The organism is Bacillus bingmayongensis (genome assembly GCF_000299035.1).
Taxonomy (GTDB): domain Bacteria; phylum Bacillota; class Bacilli; order Bacillales; family Bacillaceae_G; genus Bacillus_A; species Bacillus_A bingmayongensis.
The window spans coordinates 30,986-49,909 of sequence record NZ_JH921523.1 but is presented as its reverse complement, the minus strand read 5'-3'; the positions used below and the strand labels follow the sequence as shown (position 1 = coordinate 49,909).

14 protein-coding genes and 3 pseudogenes are annotated in these 18,924 nt (G+C 32.7%); 3 read left to right on the top strand and 14 right to left on the bottom strand.

What is annotated here, in order from left to right:
- Positions 1-109: 109 nt before the first annotated feature.
- Together Y7E_RS0127340 and Y7E_RS0127335 are read right to left on the bottom strand one after the other, a co-directional pair.
- Positions 110-748, bottom strand: a complete 639-nt coding sequence (locus tag Y7E_RS0127340) for an ABC transporter ATP-binding protein (protein ID WP_017154370.1) — start codon at positions 746-748, stop codon at positions 110-112.
- Positions 749-754: 6 nt separating this feature from the next.
- The gene (locus Y7E_RS0127335; protein WP_017154369.1) at positions 755-2,962 is read right to left on the bottom strand and encodes a bacteriocin-associated integral membrane family protein; all 2,208 of its coding nucleotides are present in this window, start codon (positions 2,960-2,962) and stop codon (positions 755-757) included.
- Positions 2,963-3,215: 253 nt separating this feature from the next.
- Between Y7E_RS0127335 and Y7E_RS34635 the strand changes: the two are divergent.
- Positions 3,216-3,425: pseudogene (locus Y7E_RS34635) on the top strand (recombinase family protein); the annotation flags it as partial.
- Between the two features lie 57 nt (positions 3,426-3,482).
- On the opposite strand, the gene Y7E_RS0127330 reads toward Y7E_RS34635, so the two are convergent.
- The 3 genes from Y7E_RS0127330 to Y7E_RS0127320 form a co-directional block, all read right to left on the bottom strand.
- Positions 3,483-4,898 carry a lectin-like domain-containing protein gene (locus Y7E_RS0127330; protein WP_017154368.1) on the bottom strand — a complete coding sequence of 472 codons (1,416 nt, stop codon included), beginning with the start codon at positions 4,896-4,898 and terminating at the stop codon, positions 3,483-3,485.
- A 364-nt stretch (positions 4,899-5,262) separates the two neighbouring features.
- The gene (locus tag Y7E_RS0127325) at positions 5,263-5,751 is read right to left on the bottom strand and encodes a DUF4652 domain-containing protein (RefSeq protein ID WP_017154367.1); all 489 of its coding nucleotides are present in this window, start codon (positions 5,749-5,751) and stop codon (positions 5,263-5,265) included.
- Positions 5,744-6,208, bottom strand: coding sequence for a restriction endonuclease (locus Y7E_RS0127320; RefSeq protein ID WP_017154366.1), 465 nt, complete (start codon positions 6,206-6,208; stop codon positions 5,744-5,746). Before Y7E_RS0127320 ends, Y7E_RS0127325 begins: the two co-directional genes overlap by 8 nt.
- A gap of 270 nt (positions 6,209-6,478) precedes the next feature.
- Between Y7E_RS0127320 and Y7E_RS0127315 the strand changes: the two genes are divergently transcribed.
- Positions 6,479-7,909 (top strand): IS4 family transposase, encoded by a 1,431-nt coding sequence (locus Y7E_RS0127315; protein WP_017150491.1) that lies wholly within the window; start codon positions 6,479-6,481, stop codon positions 7,907-7,909.
- 809 nt (positions 7,910-8,718) lie between these two features.
- On the opposite strand, the gene Y7E_RS0127305 is transcribed toward Y7E_RS0127315, so the two are convergent.
- Positions 8,719-9,330 (bottom strand): recombinase family protein, encoded by a 612-nt coding sequence (locus tag Y7E_RS0127305; RefSeq protein WP_017154364.1) that lies wholly within the window; start codon positions 9,328-9,330, stop codon positions 8,719-8,721.
- 755 nt (positions 9,331-10,085) lie between these two features.
- Here Y7E_RS0127305 and Y7E_RS32300 point away from each other — a divergent pair.
- Positions 10,086-10,772 (top strand): annotated as a pseudogene (locus tag Y7E_RS32300) (IS6 family transposase).
- A gap of 267 nt (positions 10,773-11,039) precedes the next feature.
- Here Y7E_RS32300 and Y7E_RS0127280 read toward each other — a convergent pair.
- The 8 genes and pseudogenes from Y7E_RS0127280 to Y7E_RS30490 form a co-directional block, all read right to left on the bottom strand.
- Complete coding sequence (locus tag Y7E_RS0127280) at positions 11,040-11,951, bottom strand: DMT family transporter (RefSeq protein WP_017154359.1); 912 nt, start codon at positions 11,949-11,951, stop codon at positions 11,040-11,042.
- Positions 11,941-12,339, bottom strand: a complete 399-nt coding sequence (locus Y7E_RS0127275) for a MerR family transcriptional regulator (RefSeq protein WP_017154358.1) — start codon at positions 12,337-12,339, stop codon at positions 11,941-11,943. The genes Y7E_RS0127280 and Y7E_RS0127275 overlap by 11 nt, the downstream gene beginning before the upstream one ends.
- 345 nt (positions 12,340-12,684) lie before the next feature.
- A complete protein-coding gene (locus Y7E_RS0127270) occupies positions 12,685-13,308 on the bottom strand; it encodes a response regulator transcription factor (RefSeq protein ID WP_017154357.1) in 624 nt (207 codons plus the stop codon).
- On the bottom strand, positions 13,277-14,866 hold the full coding sequence (locus Y7E_RS0127265; protein WP_017154356.1) for an ATP-binding protein: 1,590 nt from the start codon (positions 14,864-14,866) through the stop codon (positions 13,277-13,279). The genes Y7E_RS0127270 and Y7E_RS0127265 overlap by 32 nt, the downstream gene beginning before the upstream one ends.
- 78 nt (positions 14,867-14,944) lie before the next feature.
- Positions 14,945-16,915 carry an ABC transporter permease gene (locus Y7E_RS0127260; RefSeq protein WP_017154355.1) on the bottom strand — a complete coding sequence of 657 codons (1,971 nt, stop codon included), beginning with the start codon at positions 16,913-16,915 and terminating at the stop codon, positions 14,945-14,947.
- A 23-nt stretch (positions 16,916-16,938) separates the two neighbouring features.
- The gene (locus tag Y7E_RS0127255; RefSeq protein WP_017154354.1) at positions 16,939-17,694 is read right to left on the bottom strand and encodes an ABC transporter ATP-binding protein; all 756 of its coding nucleotides are present in this window, start codon (positions 17,692-17,694) and stop codon (positions 16,939-16,941) included.
- A 360-nt stretch (positions 17,695-18,054) separates the two neighbouring features.
- Positions 18,055-18,447 (bottom strand): annotated as a pseudogene (locus Y7E_RS0127250) (IS4 family transposase); the annotation flags it as partial.
- 143 nt (positions 18,448-18,590) lie between these two features.
- Positions 18,591-18,924 (bottom strand): group II intron maturase-specific domain-containing protein (locus Y7E_RS30490; RefSeq protein ID WP_272942964.1); only part of this gene is annotated, 334 nt, incomplete at its 5' end.

Genomic DNA, 18,924 nt, shown 5'->3' with positions numbered 1-18,924 from the left:
TTTATATAAAAATACACTTTAAGTTGATGGATGTGGGGTGGAACCCCTTGATTAAATTGTTGTATATGCATCTTTTTCTCTCCCCTTAATAATCTCATTTCCGCAAAAATTATAATTCTATGACTCTATTGCATACTTGTGCTACATATGGATCATGGGTGACAATAACAATTGTTTTTCCCTCTTTATTTAGATTTTTTAAAATTTGTATAATTTCATTTCTATTGTTATCGTCTAAAGAACCTGTTGGTTCATCGGCCAATATTAACTCGCACGGCTTTAGGAGTATCCTTGCTATGGCAACCCTTTGTTGTTCTCCACCTGAAAGTTCGTGTATTTTTTGCTGTAATGACACACTCAGTCCAACTTTTTCCAAGGCGACTGTTTTTAGTTCTTTCTTTTCCTTCTTTGTTTTTTTCGCATAAATCAAGGGAATTTCTAAATTTTTATTTACAGTATCATTGTCTATAAGCGCGTAGTTTTGAAAGAGATATGACATTCTTGTTCTCAGAAATTTATTTGCTTTACTAGAACTCATACTAGGACTCTCTTCACCAAACAATTTAACGACTCCGCTATCTGGATTTTCAAGCATTCCCATAATATTAAGAATCGTTGTTTTACCAGATCCGCTCTTTCCAGTAATCGCAACCATTTCTCCTTCATAAATTTTCAAATTAAACTTATCTAATATCGCATTATTTCCATAACTTTTACTAACATCTATCAGTTCACATATATACTGCATTTGTTTCTATGAACCTCCTTTAATGACCGTTGTTTTTTTTCTTCGCTCCATAGTGATTAATGCAATAATAGACGCGATAAATTCAATTAAAATAAGCATTGCCACCACCGTAAACAATTTCATATCAAACTCTTTTTTTACGATGAAGCAAATTGATAGTTGTACGACCCACGTCAATACAAATAACCACATGTATCCTCTATACGTTCTAAAAAAACTTACGCCAAATAAGCGGTGGACCACTATTTTCTGCTGATTTTTATTGAAATACACAATAATATTCTGTGTAACCAAAAATAATATGCCGACAATTAATCCACTAGTAACCATGAATAACATTTTCATTGTTTTTTGCAGATCGTATATATCTTTTAAAATATTTTGATCAACTGTTACAAGATATTTTAAATTATCATCTAGTCCTAGCCTTTTAAGTTCTGGCTCCAAAGCCTTATAAGTTAATCCTGCATCTCTGTCAATTAATTTAATCTTTAAAGGATCGTTCGCCCCTCCGCCTAATATAAGGTCTCTTTCTCCAACAAGACTATTTTTCTCTGTCATAACCTCAATAATCTCATCTTTAATCTTATTATGATTAGATTTATATACATCTGGATTGAAACTAAAGATTTCCTGATTGTTATTTATCCAAATAATATCTATTTTTCGATTGCGTAAATGATTTGGGACCTCTCTATGCATTCTTTTTTCTTCATATTCTATTGCTGGCTTTCTCCATTCTCCAAAATAACGAAGAATTTCTTTTTCCCTGTTCTGATATTTTTCAGGTACTAATAAAATCCAGTTTTCCATATCTTCTGTAACTTGCACGCGCTGATTAAGTATGTCATATAGCGGAAATTCACGAAGGTAATTATTATTCACTGTAACTGACCGAATTCCTTTATAATCCTTGTTTCTAATAAGCTCTAACTCTTCATACTCCTTGGAATCAATTAATACCGCTCCCATTTTATTTAAAATAGGATACAGATCACCATTTATACTTGAATCCGTTTTATGCATCCCTTGTTGGCCTTCATCATTTCCAGTAAATAGTGGATTAAAGACACCATAATCTTTGTTTTTCTCCCAGTTTTTTAAATTTTCTTGTTTTTCTTTCACTGTAATATATTGTTCTAAAATAGGTGTCCCTAATAAAACAAATAAAATGGAACAGATAACTTTTAATAGCGTATTGAATACAAATATACCTTTCGTATCTTTTCTATTCTTAATAATTTGATTGACTTTAATTTTGGAGATATAAAAATATGAAACGAGAGACACTATTGTAATGATAAAATACGTTTTGCATTGATCAAGCACTATGGTGTATATAAACCCCGAAGTTACATTTTTTACGAAAGCAGCTGCAAGTACGGAAATGAATAACGATATAATAAACATACTAACAATGGTTCTACCTAGAACAATAAACCATATACGTCCATTCGATACGCCATGCATTTTTATAACACCAATTCTTTTCGCTTCGTTAAATACATAATAAATGAGAAAACATAGGAGTAAAATAAACACAATATATTGAACATACGATAAATAACTTATTGGTGAATCAAAAGTTTCTTCGTTATTACTAAGATTACGCTTGAAATCGTCAGCTACAATATACTGTTTTGGTTTAAAATGCTGATTTAGCTTTTTAGAGAAAAGCTTTAAAAATGCATTGTATGATTTATCATCTACTCCTTCTACAACATATCTTCCTGCCATAGGTAAATGTTCGTACGACGTTTGAAGCGGTTTAATTGTAACCTCATGATTATCTCCAAAATCTTTTATTACTCCCTTTTGTTTTGTATCTTTCGTATGTACTGTCGATAGAAAAGCATTACCATGGAATGTGTCTTTTGGCTTTAACACATTCCCACCACTTAACTGTAACTGTTTAAAATATATCGTTTCAGTTGTTAGTAACACATACTTCAAAATTTCTGCCTGTTCATCTTCATGATACACAACATTTGTACGAAAAATATTTGTATGTGACTCCTTTGCTGCCTCGAGTAATATAGGATAAATTTCACTAGGATTCGCAAAACCTAGTACATCTGGGATAACAAACTCTTTACCTATCCTCTGTTCTACCTTTTCCATTTTTTCAAATTCTTTATGATCTGTTTGTTGAAATGCAATAAATCCTGACAATATAGAAGCTACAATAAGAAAAAACACAACAACTTTTTTCATGACATCCCCCTCCGTTACATTTTAGTGTATTTTTAGAAAAAATGGAACATTATGGTGAATGTTGTCTATATGACTTTATTTTCAATCATTATTTTTCATTTCAAAATGGCGTACCGCCCCATTGCCATCAAGTTAAGATATCGGTTGTTCCCCAAAACGAAAAAAATGAACTAAATTCTCATGGACACCTATGAAAAGATGAAATTTTCGTTTTGGGGGCACTTCAAAATGTTAGCTTGATGGGCATGGGTCTGTACCCCAATTAGAAAAGAATTTGATTGCGGAACTGGTAAAGTAAGAAGTTAGGTAGACCAAAATTAGAAAAAAAAAGCTTTCAATTGCATTACGTATATATGGTAGTGAAGGATATTCAATTAAAGAAATAGTTGAGGGGACTGGTATATCACAAGGTTCTCTTTATCGAGCAATCAATCAGTGTAAACTGGAAGAAACACAGAGCTAAAAAATCTCTGTGTTTCTGCTTTTTTAAATACATTTATTAGAAGCTGGTTTACAATTCTTACTTTGTAGGCTCTACAATTATTCTAACTCCACCGATCCATCCAGGTAAAAAGTTTTCAACAATTATCACTGGTTTTTTGTTGGGAACAATTGTTGTTGGTGTAAATGGAATACTTGTTAACTTTCTGTATCCTTTTTGTATCTGTTCTGCATCAATTAATCTTTCATTTAGAATCTCTTCACTTTCTTGACCAGCAGAATCAGATTTGAATGATACTTTAACAATATGGTGTGCCACAGCTTCTTCATCTTCTGGTTTAACATATACTGAAATTTGATAAGGGGTATTATTCTTAAACTCTACTTGTTTGTATATTGCTACATGTTTATCAGCATAAAATACCCATTTTCCATTAAGAGCATTCTCTTCATCTTCTTTTAGAGTAATGGTTTCACCAGAGAAGAATTTCCATCCTTTCGGTTCACCATCCTCCCACCCATCATCCATAACGGGGACTGTAACAGTAATTGGTTTTGTGTCACTTTCTCCAAAGCTATTTTCTACTGTATATATGACTTGGTATTTCCCCGGTTTCGAGGTATCAACATTACTTGTATACTTAATTTTATCTGTTATATCTCCATCTACTTCATCTGTTGCCTTGAGTCCAATCGGCTCATAATTTAACGGATCAAATGCTGTACCTATTTTAATATCCACATCATGTGCCACTATTGTTGGTTTCGTAAAGTGTGCATCAAACTTACTAATTCCAATTTGATGCTTGTTATTAGCAGCCCCTGTAGCTGAGCCAATAACAAAAGTATATTTTTGACTTAAATCAAATGTAGGATTCATTAACTCCCATGTTTGATATCTTGGAGTAGTAGATCTCGTAGGGTCATCATTGTTTTTCTCTTGAAGCCATGCTGTTAATATGTTGTTACGCGCATCCCAATTAATAGTTAGAGTCCTCCACTTACCATTTGGAGCAGGTATGTTTTGCATAGGAGCTAAGGCTGTTAAGTAGTTTCTATTTCGATCCGTACTCACAAAACCTGCATGTGGTCCATTCATTTGACCATGCCCAAATGCATCACCCTTTTCATCTGCTTCCGTATTCCAATACGTATCTATTTCAAATCCTATCCCGTTTGGTGCTCCTAGAATCCCTAATCCCCCGCCTATGGTTCCAACAAAACCAATTGCTCCTCTATGGAACGCTATAGCAATACCATCAGCTCCATTACTTTTAGACCCTAGGTATATATCTGCTACGAGAGTAAAATCACGTCTCATATCTAAGGCAGTTTTTCCAGCAATCGCACCTGCCTGAGAATTTATAGCTTCTGTTAAGGTTGTAATGTTAGTATTAGGATCAAATTTAGCAGAACCATTTATGCTACATATGTTACGAATATCAATATATTGATTCTCTTGTACCTCTTTTTCAATAATGGATTTAGAATTCAAATTACGTATCCCCCTTTAAAAATATTTAACAGCATACTTAAAATACCATTTTATGTAACTTTATAAAAGTATAATCTTGAAAATAAGTTGAGAAATAAAGCGATTTGATAAAGCATCGCATCTTTTTTACAAACGTCGCAACTTTATTCAAAACTTCGCGTCTTTTTTATAAACATCGTGACTTTGTTTCAAAGCTACAAATAGCCCTTCACCTGACCAAAAAGGGTCAGGTGAAGGGCTATTTTTCTAGCTTCTATCACTTTTTATTGTTTTCATTCACTAAAATATTAAAAAAATTCCAGAGTGTCGGAAACCCTAAAGGGTTTCCCAACACTCTGAAAAAAGATGCCATTTGGCATCTTTTTTATAATTGAACTATATCTTCAAATTCAATGAATTGATTTAGGATATCATCTGTGTATTTAATACCTTTACATTTAACCTTGTTTCCTTCTAGAACATCAAAACTTGTAATTTGGATGTTTGATTCAAATTCAGTAATTTGTTTTTTCTCTTTATTCGCTAAGTCGTATGTGTACAAATTTCCGCCGATTGCTACCGTTCCATATCCATAGCCGATGATAACGCCGAGTGTTTTGTGGTCGAGCCATTTTACATATTTAGGAGTAAAATCATTTTCATGCTCGATTAATGTTTCAAATCCTCCAATAGTGTTATCAAAAATATAAAGTGTTCCTAAAGACTCCCATTCTAATGGATCTATAAATACAGTGGATTTTCCATCCGGAGAAACAATTGGTTCACTTGGAAATTCGAAAGGTGTTGATTCTTTCTCTCCATTATAAACCTTATAAATGATACGTTCATCGTAGTCATATTCTAATTTATACATTTTCTTCTTCTCCTTCATCTTCAGGTAAATGCCCATAAATTAAGACATGTTTTAATTCCTTATTTTCATGCACAATCTCTTCGAGCTCAGCAAGTGAAAATACTATTAATTTAAATCCCATGCTTTGTTCTAGGCTATGTAAATAATCATAAAAATTAGCTGTAGGATTATGTGGTGTAACAAGCACCCAAGCATCCGGATGATGCTGTTTTGCCGTTGCAATTTCGTTGTAAACTTGGGATTGTTGAGGCATTTTTTTAACTCGTTTACATTGAAATATCCATTTTTGTTCATATCCTAGGTTGAAAGGTAATTCTACATAATATTTTGCAACAACATCTCTACCTTTATCTCCACCGCCACGTCCAAACCATTCTCTGTTTTTAAATCCTTTTTTACCTAATACATGGAAAATGAATTTTTCAAAATGGCGAGGGTTAATTGAATTCCAATCCATTGTATTTCTCCTTCTCTTATACTTTTATTGTTAGTATACCGTATTTGTAGGTAAGTTAAAAAACACTATATGTCTAAAATGTTATTTTCTATAATGAATAAAATCAAATTCACAACTATATTTCTGATTTGTACCATCTGTTATTTCTAAAATCCAGCCCTTCATGGGGTAGCGTCACATCGCTATCAAGCTAACAAAACAAAATACCCCCTAAAATAAAAAAATACGCTATTCTTTCTGTAGAATCATAGGAAAGGATGGCGTTTTTATATGTCTATTTCTGTATCTGATGAATTACAATTATTTGCTCAAGAGATTCAAAGATTTTTATCTCCAAATATCTTACGAGATTTTGCTAGGGATGTCGGTTTCGTACAACGAACCAGTAAATACCAAGCAAAAGATTTAGTCGCTTTATGTGTATGGATGAACCAAAATGTCGCTACGACGTCTTTAACTCAGTTATCTAGCTGTTTAGAAGCATCAACAGAAGTACTCATCAGTCCTGAAGGACTGAATCAACGATTTAATCAAGCAGCCGTCCAATTTTTACAACACATACTAGCTGAACTACTAAACCAAAAATTGGCCTCATCTATGCCGATTTCTTCTCCATATACTTCTGTTTTCAAGCGTATCCGTATTTTAGATTCAACTGCATTTCAACTCCCAGATCCCTTTTCATTCGTTTATCCGGGTGCAGGAGGATGCAGCCATACAGCGGGAGTGAAGATTCAGCTTGAGTATGATTTATTAAGTGGACAATTCCTTCATATTCATACAGGTCCAGGTAAACAACATGATCGAACCTACGGTTCCCTGTGTGTCCCAACTGTAACAACGAATGATTTATGTATCCGAGATTTAGGCTATTTTCATTTGAAAGATCTTCAACATATACAAGATAAAAAGGCTTACTATATCTCACGTATCAAATCGAATACACGTATTTATCAAAAAAATCCTAAACCTGATTATTTTCAAGATGGCAGAATCAAGAAAGGTACAGAGTATATCCAGATAGATATGGAGGTTTTAATGAACTCTCTTCAGCCAGGACAAACATGCGAAATATCCAACGCTTATGTAGGAATGACTGATAAAGTCCCAACTCGTGTGATTGTTCATCGACTAACAAAAGAACAACAACAAAAACGATTACACGATCAAACTGTAAGAGAAAAAAAGAAAGGAATGAAGTATTCTGCTCGTAGTAAACGACTTAGCGGTATCAATGTATATATGACAAATACTCCTACAGATATTGTCCCGATGGGACAAGTGCATGATTGGTATTCTTTACGTTGGCAAATCGAGATTTTATTTAAAACGTGGAAATCATTCTTTCATATTCATCATTGTAAAAAGATAAAACGAGAACGATTGGAATGTCATTTGTATGGGCAACTAATTGCCATCCTACTCTGTTCTTCTACCATGTTTCAAATGCGGCAATTGCTTCTTATGAAAAAGAAACGAGAACTGAGTGAATATAAGGCCATATATATGATTAAAGATTACTTTCTTCTTCTTTTCCAAGCAATACAGAAAGACACCCAAGAGCTATCAAAGATTCTAATTCGCCTGTTCAACCTCCTACAGCAAAACGGGAGAAAATCTCATCGATATGAGAAGAAAACAGTCTTTGATATATTAGGTGTCGTTTACAATTGTACCATGTCTAATAATCAAGCGGCTTAATTCAAAAAAATGAAACCCGTTAGGGTTTATTTCGTATGCAAATCTTTAAATTCCCTACATGTATCCTCTAGAAAAAAAGAAATAACCTCTACTATAAGTGACGTTGTATGAGCTTAGCTTGATAGCGATGGGGTAGCGTCAGGAAGAACAAAAAAGACTCCATTTTGAAAAAAGATTGTCCAAAAAGTATTTCTTTTGCAAAAACACCCATCTTACATTTCAAAAAGTTGCTGCAAAATCCTTAACTGTAATGATTCGGAATTTCTTGTAGCCGAAATAGTTTTTATCTAAAAAAATAGTAATTCTTTTTTTCAAGAAATGCTCTAAGCATTATAAAAAATATTAACCATATGAGATTACTTAGTATTTCTGTTAAAAAATAAGTACCAAATTCTTGATAGGAATAATGAATTATTATTGTAATCAATAACCAAAATGAAGAGGCAATTAATTGGCTTGAATAACCATTTTTAATATGATGATTGAAAATAAAATAAGTAATTATTTTAAGTGTTAGTCCACTAATAAATAAGCTAACCGAAATGACAATTATTAAGGGCATATATTCATTTAACAAATTTAATATTTTATTGTTGATATATATAATGTTATGAGGTAAAGATTTTTTGTTAATTAAAGTAATGTTATATTTTAATGATAACTGATAGACTGAATTCATAATGTAGTAAATAAATATAACTAAACATAAAAGTCTACCTAAGTAAAAAATCTCTCCACTTTTTAAATCATCCCATATTTTACCGAAAAATCCCCCCATATTTCACCGCCTATTCTGTTTTCTCTCATAGTCATTCGTATATTTTATTTTCATATCTCTTTACAAGTCGGTAAAATGTAGTTTTAGATAGATTAGCTTGTTTCATAGCTTCTACGGCAGTAACCTTTCCTGTCTGCCAGGAATTATAAGCCATGATAAATTCCTCTGTAATCTCTACCCTAGGTCTTCCGAGATGTTTTCCTTGTTTTTTAGCCAAATGGATTCCCTCTTGTTGCCGAACTTTTATCTTTGTACGTTCCTCTTCAGCAAGCCACGAAAGAATTTGAAGTACTAGATCAGTAATGAGATTTCCTAGGTTGTCCTGGTATTTAGTTGTATCTAATAAAGGCATATCAATTACAACGATATGAGCTTTAATATTTTTTGTGATATCCTTCCATTCATTTAAAATTGCTTCTTTGTTTCTACCAAAACGATCTAATGATTGTACATATAAAATATCTCCTTTCCGTAACATCATTTTTACAAGTTGATATTTCTGACGATTGAAATCTTTACCTGATTGTTTATCAATGAAAATATCTCTTTCATCAATGCCAACTTGTTTCATAGCTTCTAGCTGTCTACCTTCATTTTGATCTTTACTACTTACACGGATGTATCCGAATTTTCTGTTATTCAAAGTATCAGAATCTCCTTTTCTTGATGTTCTACATATTATAACAAATTAGTTCCAAAAGGTGTCTGTTTTTTAGAAACGTTTCAAAATTGGATTTTTGAGGTTTTGGAACTGATATTTCATGTAATTTCGATAGTCCCAAAAGGTGTACCTTTTGATACTGTACAAACAAATTAGTAATAAATTTCTCAATATGGATATTTCTAATATTTTTAGTTATAACATTCAAAATTAACAGTTAATGTAATATAATAAAAAAGTGATGGTTATCACCCTATTTGTTTCTCCTTATGTCATAGATAAGACCAAGTTTGGTCTTATCTTTTTTATTTATATATTTTCTTGGAGGATGAATGGGTAGGTGGAATATGTGTGAAAAATGTTTAAATTATTCATATATCCGATTCAAAGCGATAGTTTTTAATTATTTGTAAACAAATCTCAGAGTTGTGCTTCATTTCCGAAATCGTTTCTGTATCCCTAATAAAAAGAAGAATCTAAAATGGGTTCTTCTTTTGGTAATTTAAGTGGAGAAGATTTAGATATGTCAGAGCATTCCACAAATCATTCTGTAAGTAAATACCAAAGTGGCACCTCATTCCCTGAATCATTTCCGTACCCCAAACAGAGTAGATCAAGTATTATCTTGATTCTAAATATAGGTATTGTTTTTGAATCCCTGATATATAATACGGTTCTGTTGCAAAGTTTTCTAAATGAGGCTACACTCTAGAAAAAAAGAACAAGGAGAATCACAAATACGATACTTTAAAGGAAAACAGTTCAAGAAAGATATTATTTTAGTAGCCGTGGGCTACTATTGTCGTTTTTCTTTAAGCTATCGTGATGTATCTGAAATCCTAAGAGAACGTGGTGTCTCCGTTCATCCTACAACCATTATGCGCTGGGTTCATGAGTATGGCAATTTAATCTACCAAATTTGGAAAAAGAAAAATAAGCATGTACAACGATCGTGGAAGTTGGATGAGACTTATATAAAAGTTAAAGGTGAATGGTGTTATCTCTATTGTGCAATCGATAAAGAGGGGAATACATGAGAGTTTCAACTTCGTAAAAAACGAGATCATCAAGCGGCATATGCTTTTATGAAAAAATTAGTGAAAATATTTGGAGAACCAGCGGTTCTCACTACAGACAAAGTACCAGCATTACTTTGCGCATTGAACAAATTAAGAGAACAAGGCTTTTATATAAATACAACTCATTGTACAATCAAGCATTTGAACAATCGTATTGAACAGGATCATAGACATATAAAGCGACGCTTTGCTAAATCCGCAGGATTTCAAAATCTTCGCCACGCTTCCCGTACCTTGAAAGGCATCGAAACCATTCATGCTCTATATAAACGAAACCGAAGTTTGCGGCCAAACTTCGGTTTTTCAACATACAATGAATTACAGCGATTACTTACTATTGCATAAAATTTGATTGTACTGAATTTGACTTTTTATCTGTTAAAGAACTTTGCAACAGAGCCCTTATATCCATGTATCAAGAATGGAAACAACATAAAATAACCGCGGTAGAAGCTATGAAACAAGTAGGAATGAAGAGTAATACATCTTATAGAAGAGTAAAGGAATATGAATCTAGCTTGCAAAAAAGCAACCTATCTTTTAGAGGATGAGAGGTTGCTTTTTCTTATTCCCCCTTTTCGAGGGGATGGGCAAAAACAACCAAATTCATTCTTATAATGAAGCTGAAACTTTTTGTTTTCTTTTCAAATGTAAGAAGCCAGAAGCTGTTAGAACTCCTAAAATAACTAAACATGTACCTACTATTTGAGGTAATGAAATAGTAGAACCAGTTATGATAGAAAGAATCATCGTGACTACTGGAACTAAGTTGAAAAATAAAGACGTGTTACTTGCACCAATAGTGGCCATACCTTTATTCCACCAAAGGTAGCCTAATACGCTCGTAAATAGAGCCATGAATAAAATAGCACCCCAAGCTGAGAACGTAACGTAAGATAAAGGATGAGGACTTGGTAAAAAGACCGCTAGTATCGTAAGGCAAAGAGACCCAATTACCATCGTATAGGTGGTTGTCTCCATTGAAGAACTACCATTTAAATATTTTCTTCCTAATACACCGTATAAAGCCCAACATATATTCCCTGCTAAGATAAGTAAATCACCTTTAGAAATAGATAAAGTTCGAATAATTTCTAATGAACCTTGAGTAAGCACCAATATAACACCTACTAAAGCAAAAGCCATGCCAAGCATTTGCTGTTTTGTAATCGGATTTTTTAAAATAAAATATGCAAAAAGTGCAGTTACTAAAGGATTAGTTCCCATAATCAATGCCCCATTTAAAGGCGAAGTATACTTCATCCCTAAAAAGAAAAAAGCGTTGAATCCAAAGATACCTATAATACCAAGTAAGATATACATTTTCCAATGAGTCTTAATGATTCTTATCTTTATTTGTTTTTGAAATCCCAAGATAAGTACCATAACCAATGCAGCTATGCCAAATCGCCATGCTGCAGCACTCGCAGCTGAGAAATAGTGAACAGAATACTTAGCCAGGTTGAAAGTAGCCCCTGTAAATACAGCAAAACCTATTAACATAAGATATATCTTATTCTTCACCTTTTAAGCCTCCAATCATCGTTTCATATGTCTCTAATTTCACCTTCGCCACATTCATAACCGTTTCAATCTCTTGTCTCTGCTCTTCTAAAAGGAGTAGGTGTTTCTTTAAAATATCTACTCGGATTTGAATCTTTTTTAACTGGATGTCATTAGAATCAATATTTTCTAGAAGACATCCATCCTTTAAAAATTCTTGGATATCTTCTAAAGACATCCCTGTTTGCTTTAACATTTTCATGAATTTAAGTAATCTAATTTCACCTTCTGTATATCTTCTTTTCCCACCTTTTCTTAATGGAGAAGACAATAGACCAATCTTTTCATAATAACGCAAAGTATGAGCCGTAAATCCTGTTTTTATAGCCACTTCTGATATACTATACATTTTCATTTCCTCCTTTCTTTACATGCTACTACTTAGACTTAACTCTAAGTCAAGGATTAAATGACAACTAGAGGAAGAAATAATAAAAAGGCACGGAATTTTCCCGAACCTTTTCGTTTAATTTATATAAGTCTCATTATCAGTAGTCAATAATGAATAAAATTTTCGTTATGGGGGGATTTTGATTCTTTAGGTTGATGGCGATGGGGTCCCGACCGCAAAACGCGAATTTTGTACGCTTAGAAGAACATCAATCTATAAAGCAACGAGAGCGTGACTTGTATTTTTGTGACTGTCATGCTCCGTTTTTCTTTTTCTTAAAGCTATTAGTTTAATTAACTATTTTTAATAATTAGGCTGAATATAACCTGATTTTATTCCTTTGGTTACAGCTTCTAACGAGGATGAAACATCCAACTTATCAAATATGTGTTGAATATGGTTTGAAATTGTGCGTTCACTAGCATATAACATAGACGCAATTTCTTTACGCTTATATCCATCACATAGTAATTGTAAGATTTGTTTTTCGCTATGGGTCAATTCCTCAACATAGTCCGTGGACATTGGAAAATAGCAAATACCCTCATTAATCTCAATTAAAATTTGCAATAACTTATCTGGCATAATGTTTTTATTAATAAAACCACTTACACCGATTTTTTGAGCTTCATACCGATAAACAGGCAAATCATAGCCTGTTAATATGACTATTTTCGTGTCACATTTACTATCTAAAATATTTTTTGCTATTCCTAAACCATCTTCACTACTGATGTTACTTAAGTTAATATCTATTAAGGTAATGTCTGGCTTAAACTCATTGATGATTGCAATGACATTTTCAATATTTTGTAATAAGTGTAATGAGTAAAAATGGTCTATTTCAGGATAATCTTCTAAGGCTATCTCCAAACTTTTTGCAAACAAAGCATGGTCATCTATTAATAAAATATTGATAGGAATCATCTCCTCTCATGGGAATAAGAATAGCAACACATAAGCCAGTAGGATTGCACTCTGAAATTGTCATTTTACCGTTTAATAAAAATAGCTGTTTTTTAATCGAATTCAATCCTCTATGGCCATTAAGAGCGCCTGTTTCGGTAGCCATCAGGCCTTTACCATTATCTTTTACTATAAGTTCTATTTCACTATTTTCTTGTGTCAAACTCAAAACTAGCTTTGAACATTCCGAATGTTTGAATGCATTTGTTACCAATTCTTTTAAAATTCGGTATATAACAAGATGATAGGGTTCAACTAAAAATAAATTTTCATTACACTTAAAAGATATATCAATATTTTTCATTCCATATTTTTGCTGTATCATCTCAAGCAAATTGCTATAATTTTCTTTTAATGTGAGTGTTTTTAATAGGGTTGGATGGTACTCTTGCATTTGTACACGTATTGACTGGTTTAAGTTTCCCAGCGTTTCTACTATCATTTCATGGATCTCTTCTTTGTTAGATTTATTCATCATATTTTTAACAGCTAATATATCTTGTAATATTTCATCATGTAAATAATTAGAAAATTCACTTTTTAATTTTTCCTCTTTAGCTATCTGTACGAGGTTATGAACGTAAGAACTCTCTGGCAAGGTTTTTAGTTCTTCTGTATCTGAATTTAAGATAGTAGTTTTTGTGTCTTGAAATAATAATATGAAATAAAGCTGAATAAACCAAAAAATTGTATGTATAATGATGAAATAAGTAATCATATTAAATCTAAACAACACCCCAAGCGAACTAATAAAAACAAGAAAACATAAAAATATTAAGCCCATTTTATCTTCTTTTAAGAGAAAATATTGCCTCATAGATATATGGTTTTTAAAAGCTATTGCAGTAATACTAAATAGTGGTAACAGGATCACTATATACCATCCTAAATTACTTAAATATTCGGGACTCTCTGCAAACACCATAGCATATATACTAAAGGGAAAAATAAGAATAGTAACAGATCTAAGCAAATGCTTCTTTTCGCTTTTGAAGACAAATTTAATTCGTTTTCGATGCTTCAAGAACAGAAAAATAATACAACTAAAACTAAAAATCCATTGACATGAAAATAAAATGGCAAATATTTTATCGTTTATAAAGTTCGCAATTAATGTTAATACACATGTAATCTGTAGAATCCAATCTGTTTCTTTTTTATAAGTAAAGTTAGAATCTTGGAAAAAGAACAGGAGCAAAAATTGTACTGTCATATATAGAACCACTACACTAAGTAGCATACTTAGTGTATAAAAAATTCCACTCCCATTAAGCGTTAGTAAAAACTGCCATGAAGTAAAGAGTAGCAAATTAGAAAATTGTGATAGCGTGTTGTTTTCTTTTACGTTTACAAAACTGATGTATGCTCCGTAGATGAGCATTATCGTTATAAGCGTTAGTGGAAGTAACTTTGCTGTTCCTACAATATTACTCTGCAAAAATTCATAACATAAAAAAATAATCATACAAAGTTGATTAATTAAAATAAAGATTTGTTTTTGCTCATAGTACTTTTTCATAAACTCACTTGCCTTTACTAGGTTAAATGCAGATAAAGCTAATGTTTGCCTACTATCATCAGCTTTATCTACAAATTTTTACTTTTTATCGTTAAATATGATTTTATAGCATGCTCGTTTTGTTAACAAATAATAAATGATATACACCAGGGTAAAAATAATTACCGCAACAAGAATAGGTAATATAAAGGCACTGCTTTTTCCTAATAAATCGTCCATTAAAGCAGTTTTGTAGGCCAGCAGTGCAAAAATACTATGCGTTAACCCTAATACGTAGGGGATGCTAAATAACGTAAAGACTTCTTTACTTATTATTCTTTTTATATTTTTCCTGTTATACCCCATTCTTTTTAGAATTGTAAACTCATCTTTATTCAACATCATACTTGAAAGGTTATGGAAATAGAGAATGCTACCTGTTGCAATAAAGAAGATGATAGTAACAAAACTAATGAGCAAGAATGTTGAGCTATTTTGTTGAATAATATAGTCTACTTTTTGGTAACTACTTGTAAAATAAATATTATTTTTAAATAGTGGAGCTAAGTTTTCATAAACTTCCTTGTTATCTCTCATATCTGCTCCATTAAAGCTCATCATAGTCTTTCCTGTAAGCCCTAAGATTTTTATTTCTTTGTAAAGTTGGTCCGAAATAATAAGAGTTCCTACACTATTTGCAAATCCGATTGGATTAAGTAATGTAGTCTCTTTTACTTTTATATCCACGTTATTTGTAGGTGTTAAGTTCAGAGTATATATTTTCCCTTTATCTAACTTTTCTTTTTCAGGTCGATATTTTACTAAGATACCTTCATTTTTAGCTAAATTCTTAAACTCTACATTTTTATCCTGAATATTTATTAATTCCTTGTAATCCGACTCGGATATAAGATCAAATCCATGTTCTTTTTTTGCGCTATATTCTTTAGGCAAATTGTCAGAAGAGGATGTTGCGTGGATAATAGTCGTTTCTTTATACTTCATATTTTCTTTGCCGACTGTATCTTGTGCGATTTTAATTGCTTTAGTAGCTAATTGCTTATCCTCCACCGGAAACTCAATAGCTGACGGTATGATACGTTCTGTAGCAGCAACAGGGTAGTAGAGAGTCAGTATAGTGGAACAAAATATAGCCAAAGTTCCTGCAGCTAATAAAGTTAGCAAAATTAAAGTTTTTGCCTTCGAACGGACTTTAAATATAAAGTTTGGAATGATAATAATATTCGATTCCTTATAAAACCAATTTTTCTTTTTCTTCAATTTTTGAATGGCATATGGTAAAAAAGAATGAATAAAGAAAATTGTCCCTAGTATTACACTTAACATTGTTAAAAGTGCGATTGGTGAAAATCCTATCGTTTTCCAAAATGATTTAGTTCCTCTTGTAATATCAATAGCTAAGAAATAACCAATTAAAATCAAGAATAATCCCAGTAACGAGAAAGCTGTATTGATTTTTACTTTTTTTTCTTCCTTTTTTTCCATACGTACCAAAGTCAATAAGGAACTTTTTCGAAGAATTATCCAGTTTGATAAAAATAAAACAGTCAAAACAGCAAATATAAAAACAAAAGTGAATAGTACCGCATTAGGATTAATAATTGGCACTTCAGAAGTATCAATTTGTAATTTTAGTACTCTGACTATCGCTTCGACAATTCCTTTATGAGCAATAGCCCCAAAAGTGATTCCTACAATTAGAGCAGCAAAACAAATAACAATATTTTCAAAGGTTAATAGCTTTACCATGGTTGACTTTCGATACCCCAAGAGCGAATAAATTCCAAGTTCTTTCATTCTTTTTTTCATAAAGAAAGTATTGGAATATGACATATAAAATAATACAAATGTCATAACAAAGACTGCCACCGTTCTCGACATTGTTTCTACTCTACCATCAGACGAAATCTTTTCCATGATAATATCGTTCATGGAAAAAGAAATAAAGGAGAAAAACACCATCAGCACAAAAGCTACTGAAACAAAATAGAACGAATAGAAGGAAAAGTTATTCTTCAGATTCTTTTTTGCTATTGTTAATAATCCCACGCTCATGTCTTCCTTTCATACACTTAGTTATATCGTTTTTCATCAACTTTAGAGATTTCCTTTAATATCTCTTCAAAAAATTCTTTTCGACCCTGTCCATTGTTTTTTAATTCTTTTATAATACTCCCATCTTTAAATATTAGGATTCTGCTTGAAAAACTTGCTGCATAAGCGTCATGAGTTACCATTAAAATTGTTGTATGAAGTTCCTCATTTACTTCTCTTAATTTTTGAAGTAGCTCTGTCGCAGAGTTTGAATCTAACGCGCCTGTGGGTTCATCTGCAAATAAAATACTTGGCTGTTTCGCAATCGCTCTTGCTGCCGCAACCCTTTGTTTTTGCCCTCCAGATAGTTGACTAGGGTACTTTGATAATTGTTCGAATATCCCGAAACGCTTTGCTAAACTATTTATAGACGATTCAATTTCTCCTGGGGATTTGTGTAACAGAGTAAGTGGCACAGCAATATTTTCCTGCACTGTTAAACTATCGAGTAAAAAATACTCTTGAAAAATAAAGCCTAAATGATCCTTCCTAAAATCCGCAGATTTATTATCATTAAGTGTTTTAATATTGACACCATTTATCAAAACATCTCCATCTGTAAGCGTATCAATGGTTGATAGGATATTTAATAAAGTTGTCTTCCCAGATCCGGACGCCCCCATAATCCCAACAAATTCACCCGATTCAATGTCAAAAGATACTTTATTAAGTCCAGGTAATTGATTTTTGTTGTAAATCTTTGTCACATTTTTTGCAGATACTAATGTATTCATCATATTTACTCCCTTCAATTTATTAATATGTTAAGTTTATTATTCAACATATAAGGAAACATGAGTAAAAAACGCACTCTTCTACTCACACCTTTGTATTGTGCACTACAAACCTGTCCAATTGGTGAAAAAAGTGCCATAAACGACCGTTTTCGGTACTTATAACAAAATCCTTTTTATATCAAGTGATTTCGCCTTAGCGTACAGAATCCGCGAAATGTTGGTGCTACCCCATGCCCATCAACTTAAGGATAGAAACTCCACGGTTTTCCATTAATTGAAATGAACAAACTTTTAAACAGTATTATCCTCTTAAAAATGAGCATACGAAATAAACCCTAACGGGTTTCATTTTTTTACTTATGCAACTTTTTTTTGTTTTCTATATCCACTATACTCATAGATAACACCCATAATATTAAAGATAGTTTTCTTCTCATATCGATGAGATTTCCGGCCATTTTTCTTTAGTAGGGTAAACAGGCAGATTAAAACCTTTGTTATTATATGGGTGTTTCTCTGTATCGCTTGATATAACAGGGATAGATGATCTTGAATCATCCCAATTGCTTTATATTCACTTAGTTCTCTTTTGTGCTTTCGCAACAGAAGTTGGCGCATCTTAAACATCGTGGAAGAACAGATAAAAATGGCAATGAGTTTTCCATACACATGGCATTCTAATCGCTCTTGTTTGATAGTTTGCCAGTGATGAATTTGAAATAGAGATTTCCACGTTTTAAATATGATTTGTCGGGTAAAGAACTGGCGCGGTATCAGTTATGACCCGTCTCCAGCCCCTCCCCATAAGAACTGCTCGTGAGGTTTTCCCTCAAGCAGCTCACCCCATAAACTTCATCAAAAGGGTTATGAGACCTATCAAATGGCAGACACTTTCATCGGTATCCCTCTGCACTTTTAAGGGAATGGACTTTCCAGTCCCAGTAGAGCCCCAGTACACCATAGAGATATTCATTACTCCATCTCTGCCATCCGATACTACGCTTTCGTCGCCGTTTCCTTCTTGTCAGCAGTGTACGGATTTTCATCTCCGTATAATCACGCACTTCGCTAAATGCTCCGCTGGAGTTTCCAACTCGAAAGTAGTTCACCCATCCTGTTAGTACTGCATTGATTTGTTTTACTAAGTCTTGTGCTGTTTTGGCTCCTGCGTTTTGAATGAGTTCGCGGATTCTTGCTTTCACTGCCGTACGGGCTTTCTTCTTTGGG

Coding starts and splice junctions, on each gene's coding strand:
- Y7E_RS0127340 (WP_017154370.1), bottom strand. CDS start 748: ATGCAGTATATATGTGAACTGATAGATGTTAGTAAAAGTTATGGAAAT.
- Y7E_RS0127335 (WP_017154369.1), bottom strand. CDS start 2,962: ATGAAAAAAGTTGTTGTGTTTTTTCTTATTGTAGCTTCTATATTGTCA.
- Y7E_RS0127325 (WP_017154367.1), bottom strand. CDS start 5,751: ATGTATAAATTAGAATATGACTACGATGAACGTATCATTTATAAGGTT.
- Y7E_RS0127265 (WP_017154356.1), bottom strand. CDS start 14,866: ATGAAAAAGTACTATGAGCAAAAACAAATCTTTATTTTAATTAATCAA.
- Y7E_RS0127270 (WP_017154357.1), bottom strand. CDS start 13,308: ATGATTCCTATCAATATTTTATTAATAGATGACCATGCTTTGTTTGCA.
- Y7E_RS0127255 (WP_017154354.1), bottom strand. CDS start 17,694: ATGAATACATTAGTATCTGCAAAAAATGTGACAAAGATTTACAACAAA.
- Y7E_RS0127315 (WP_017150491.1), top strand. CDS start 6,479: ATGTCTATTTCTGTATCTGATGAATTACAATTATTTGCTCAAGAGATT.
- Y7E_RS0127275 (WP_017154358.1), bottom strand. CDS start 12,339: ATGTATAGTATATCAGAAGTGGCTATAAAAACAGGATTTACGGCTCAT.
- Y7E_RS0127320 (WP_017154366.1), bottom strand. CDS start 6,208: ATGGATTGGAATTCAATTAACCCTCGCCATTTTGAAAAATTCATTTTC.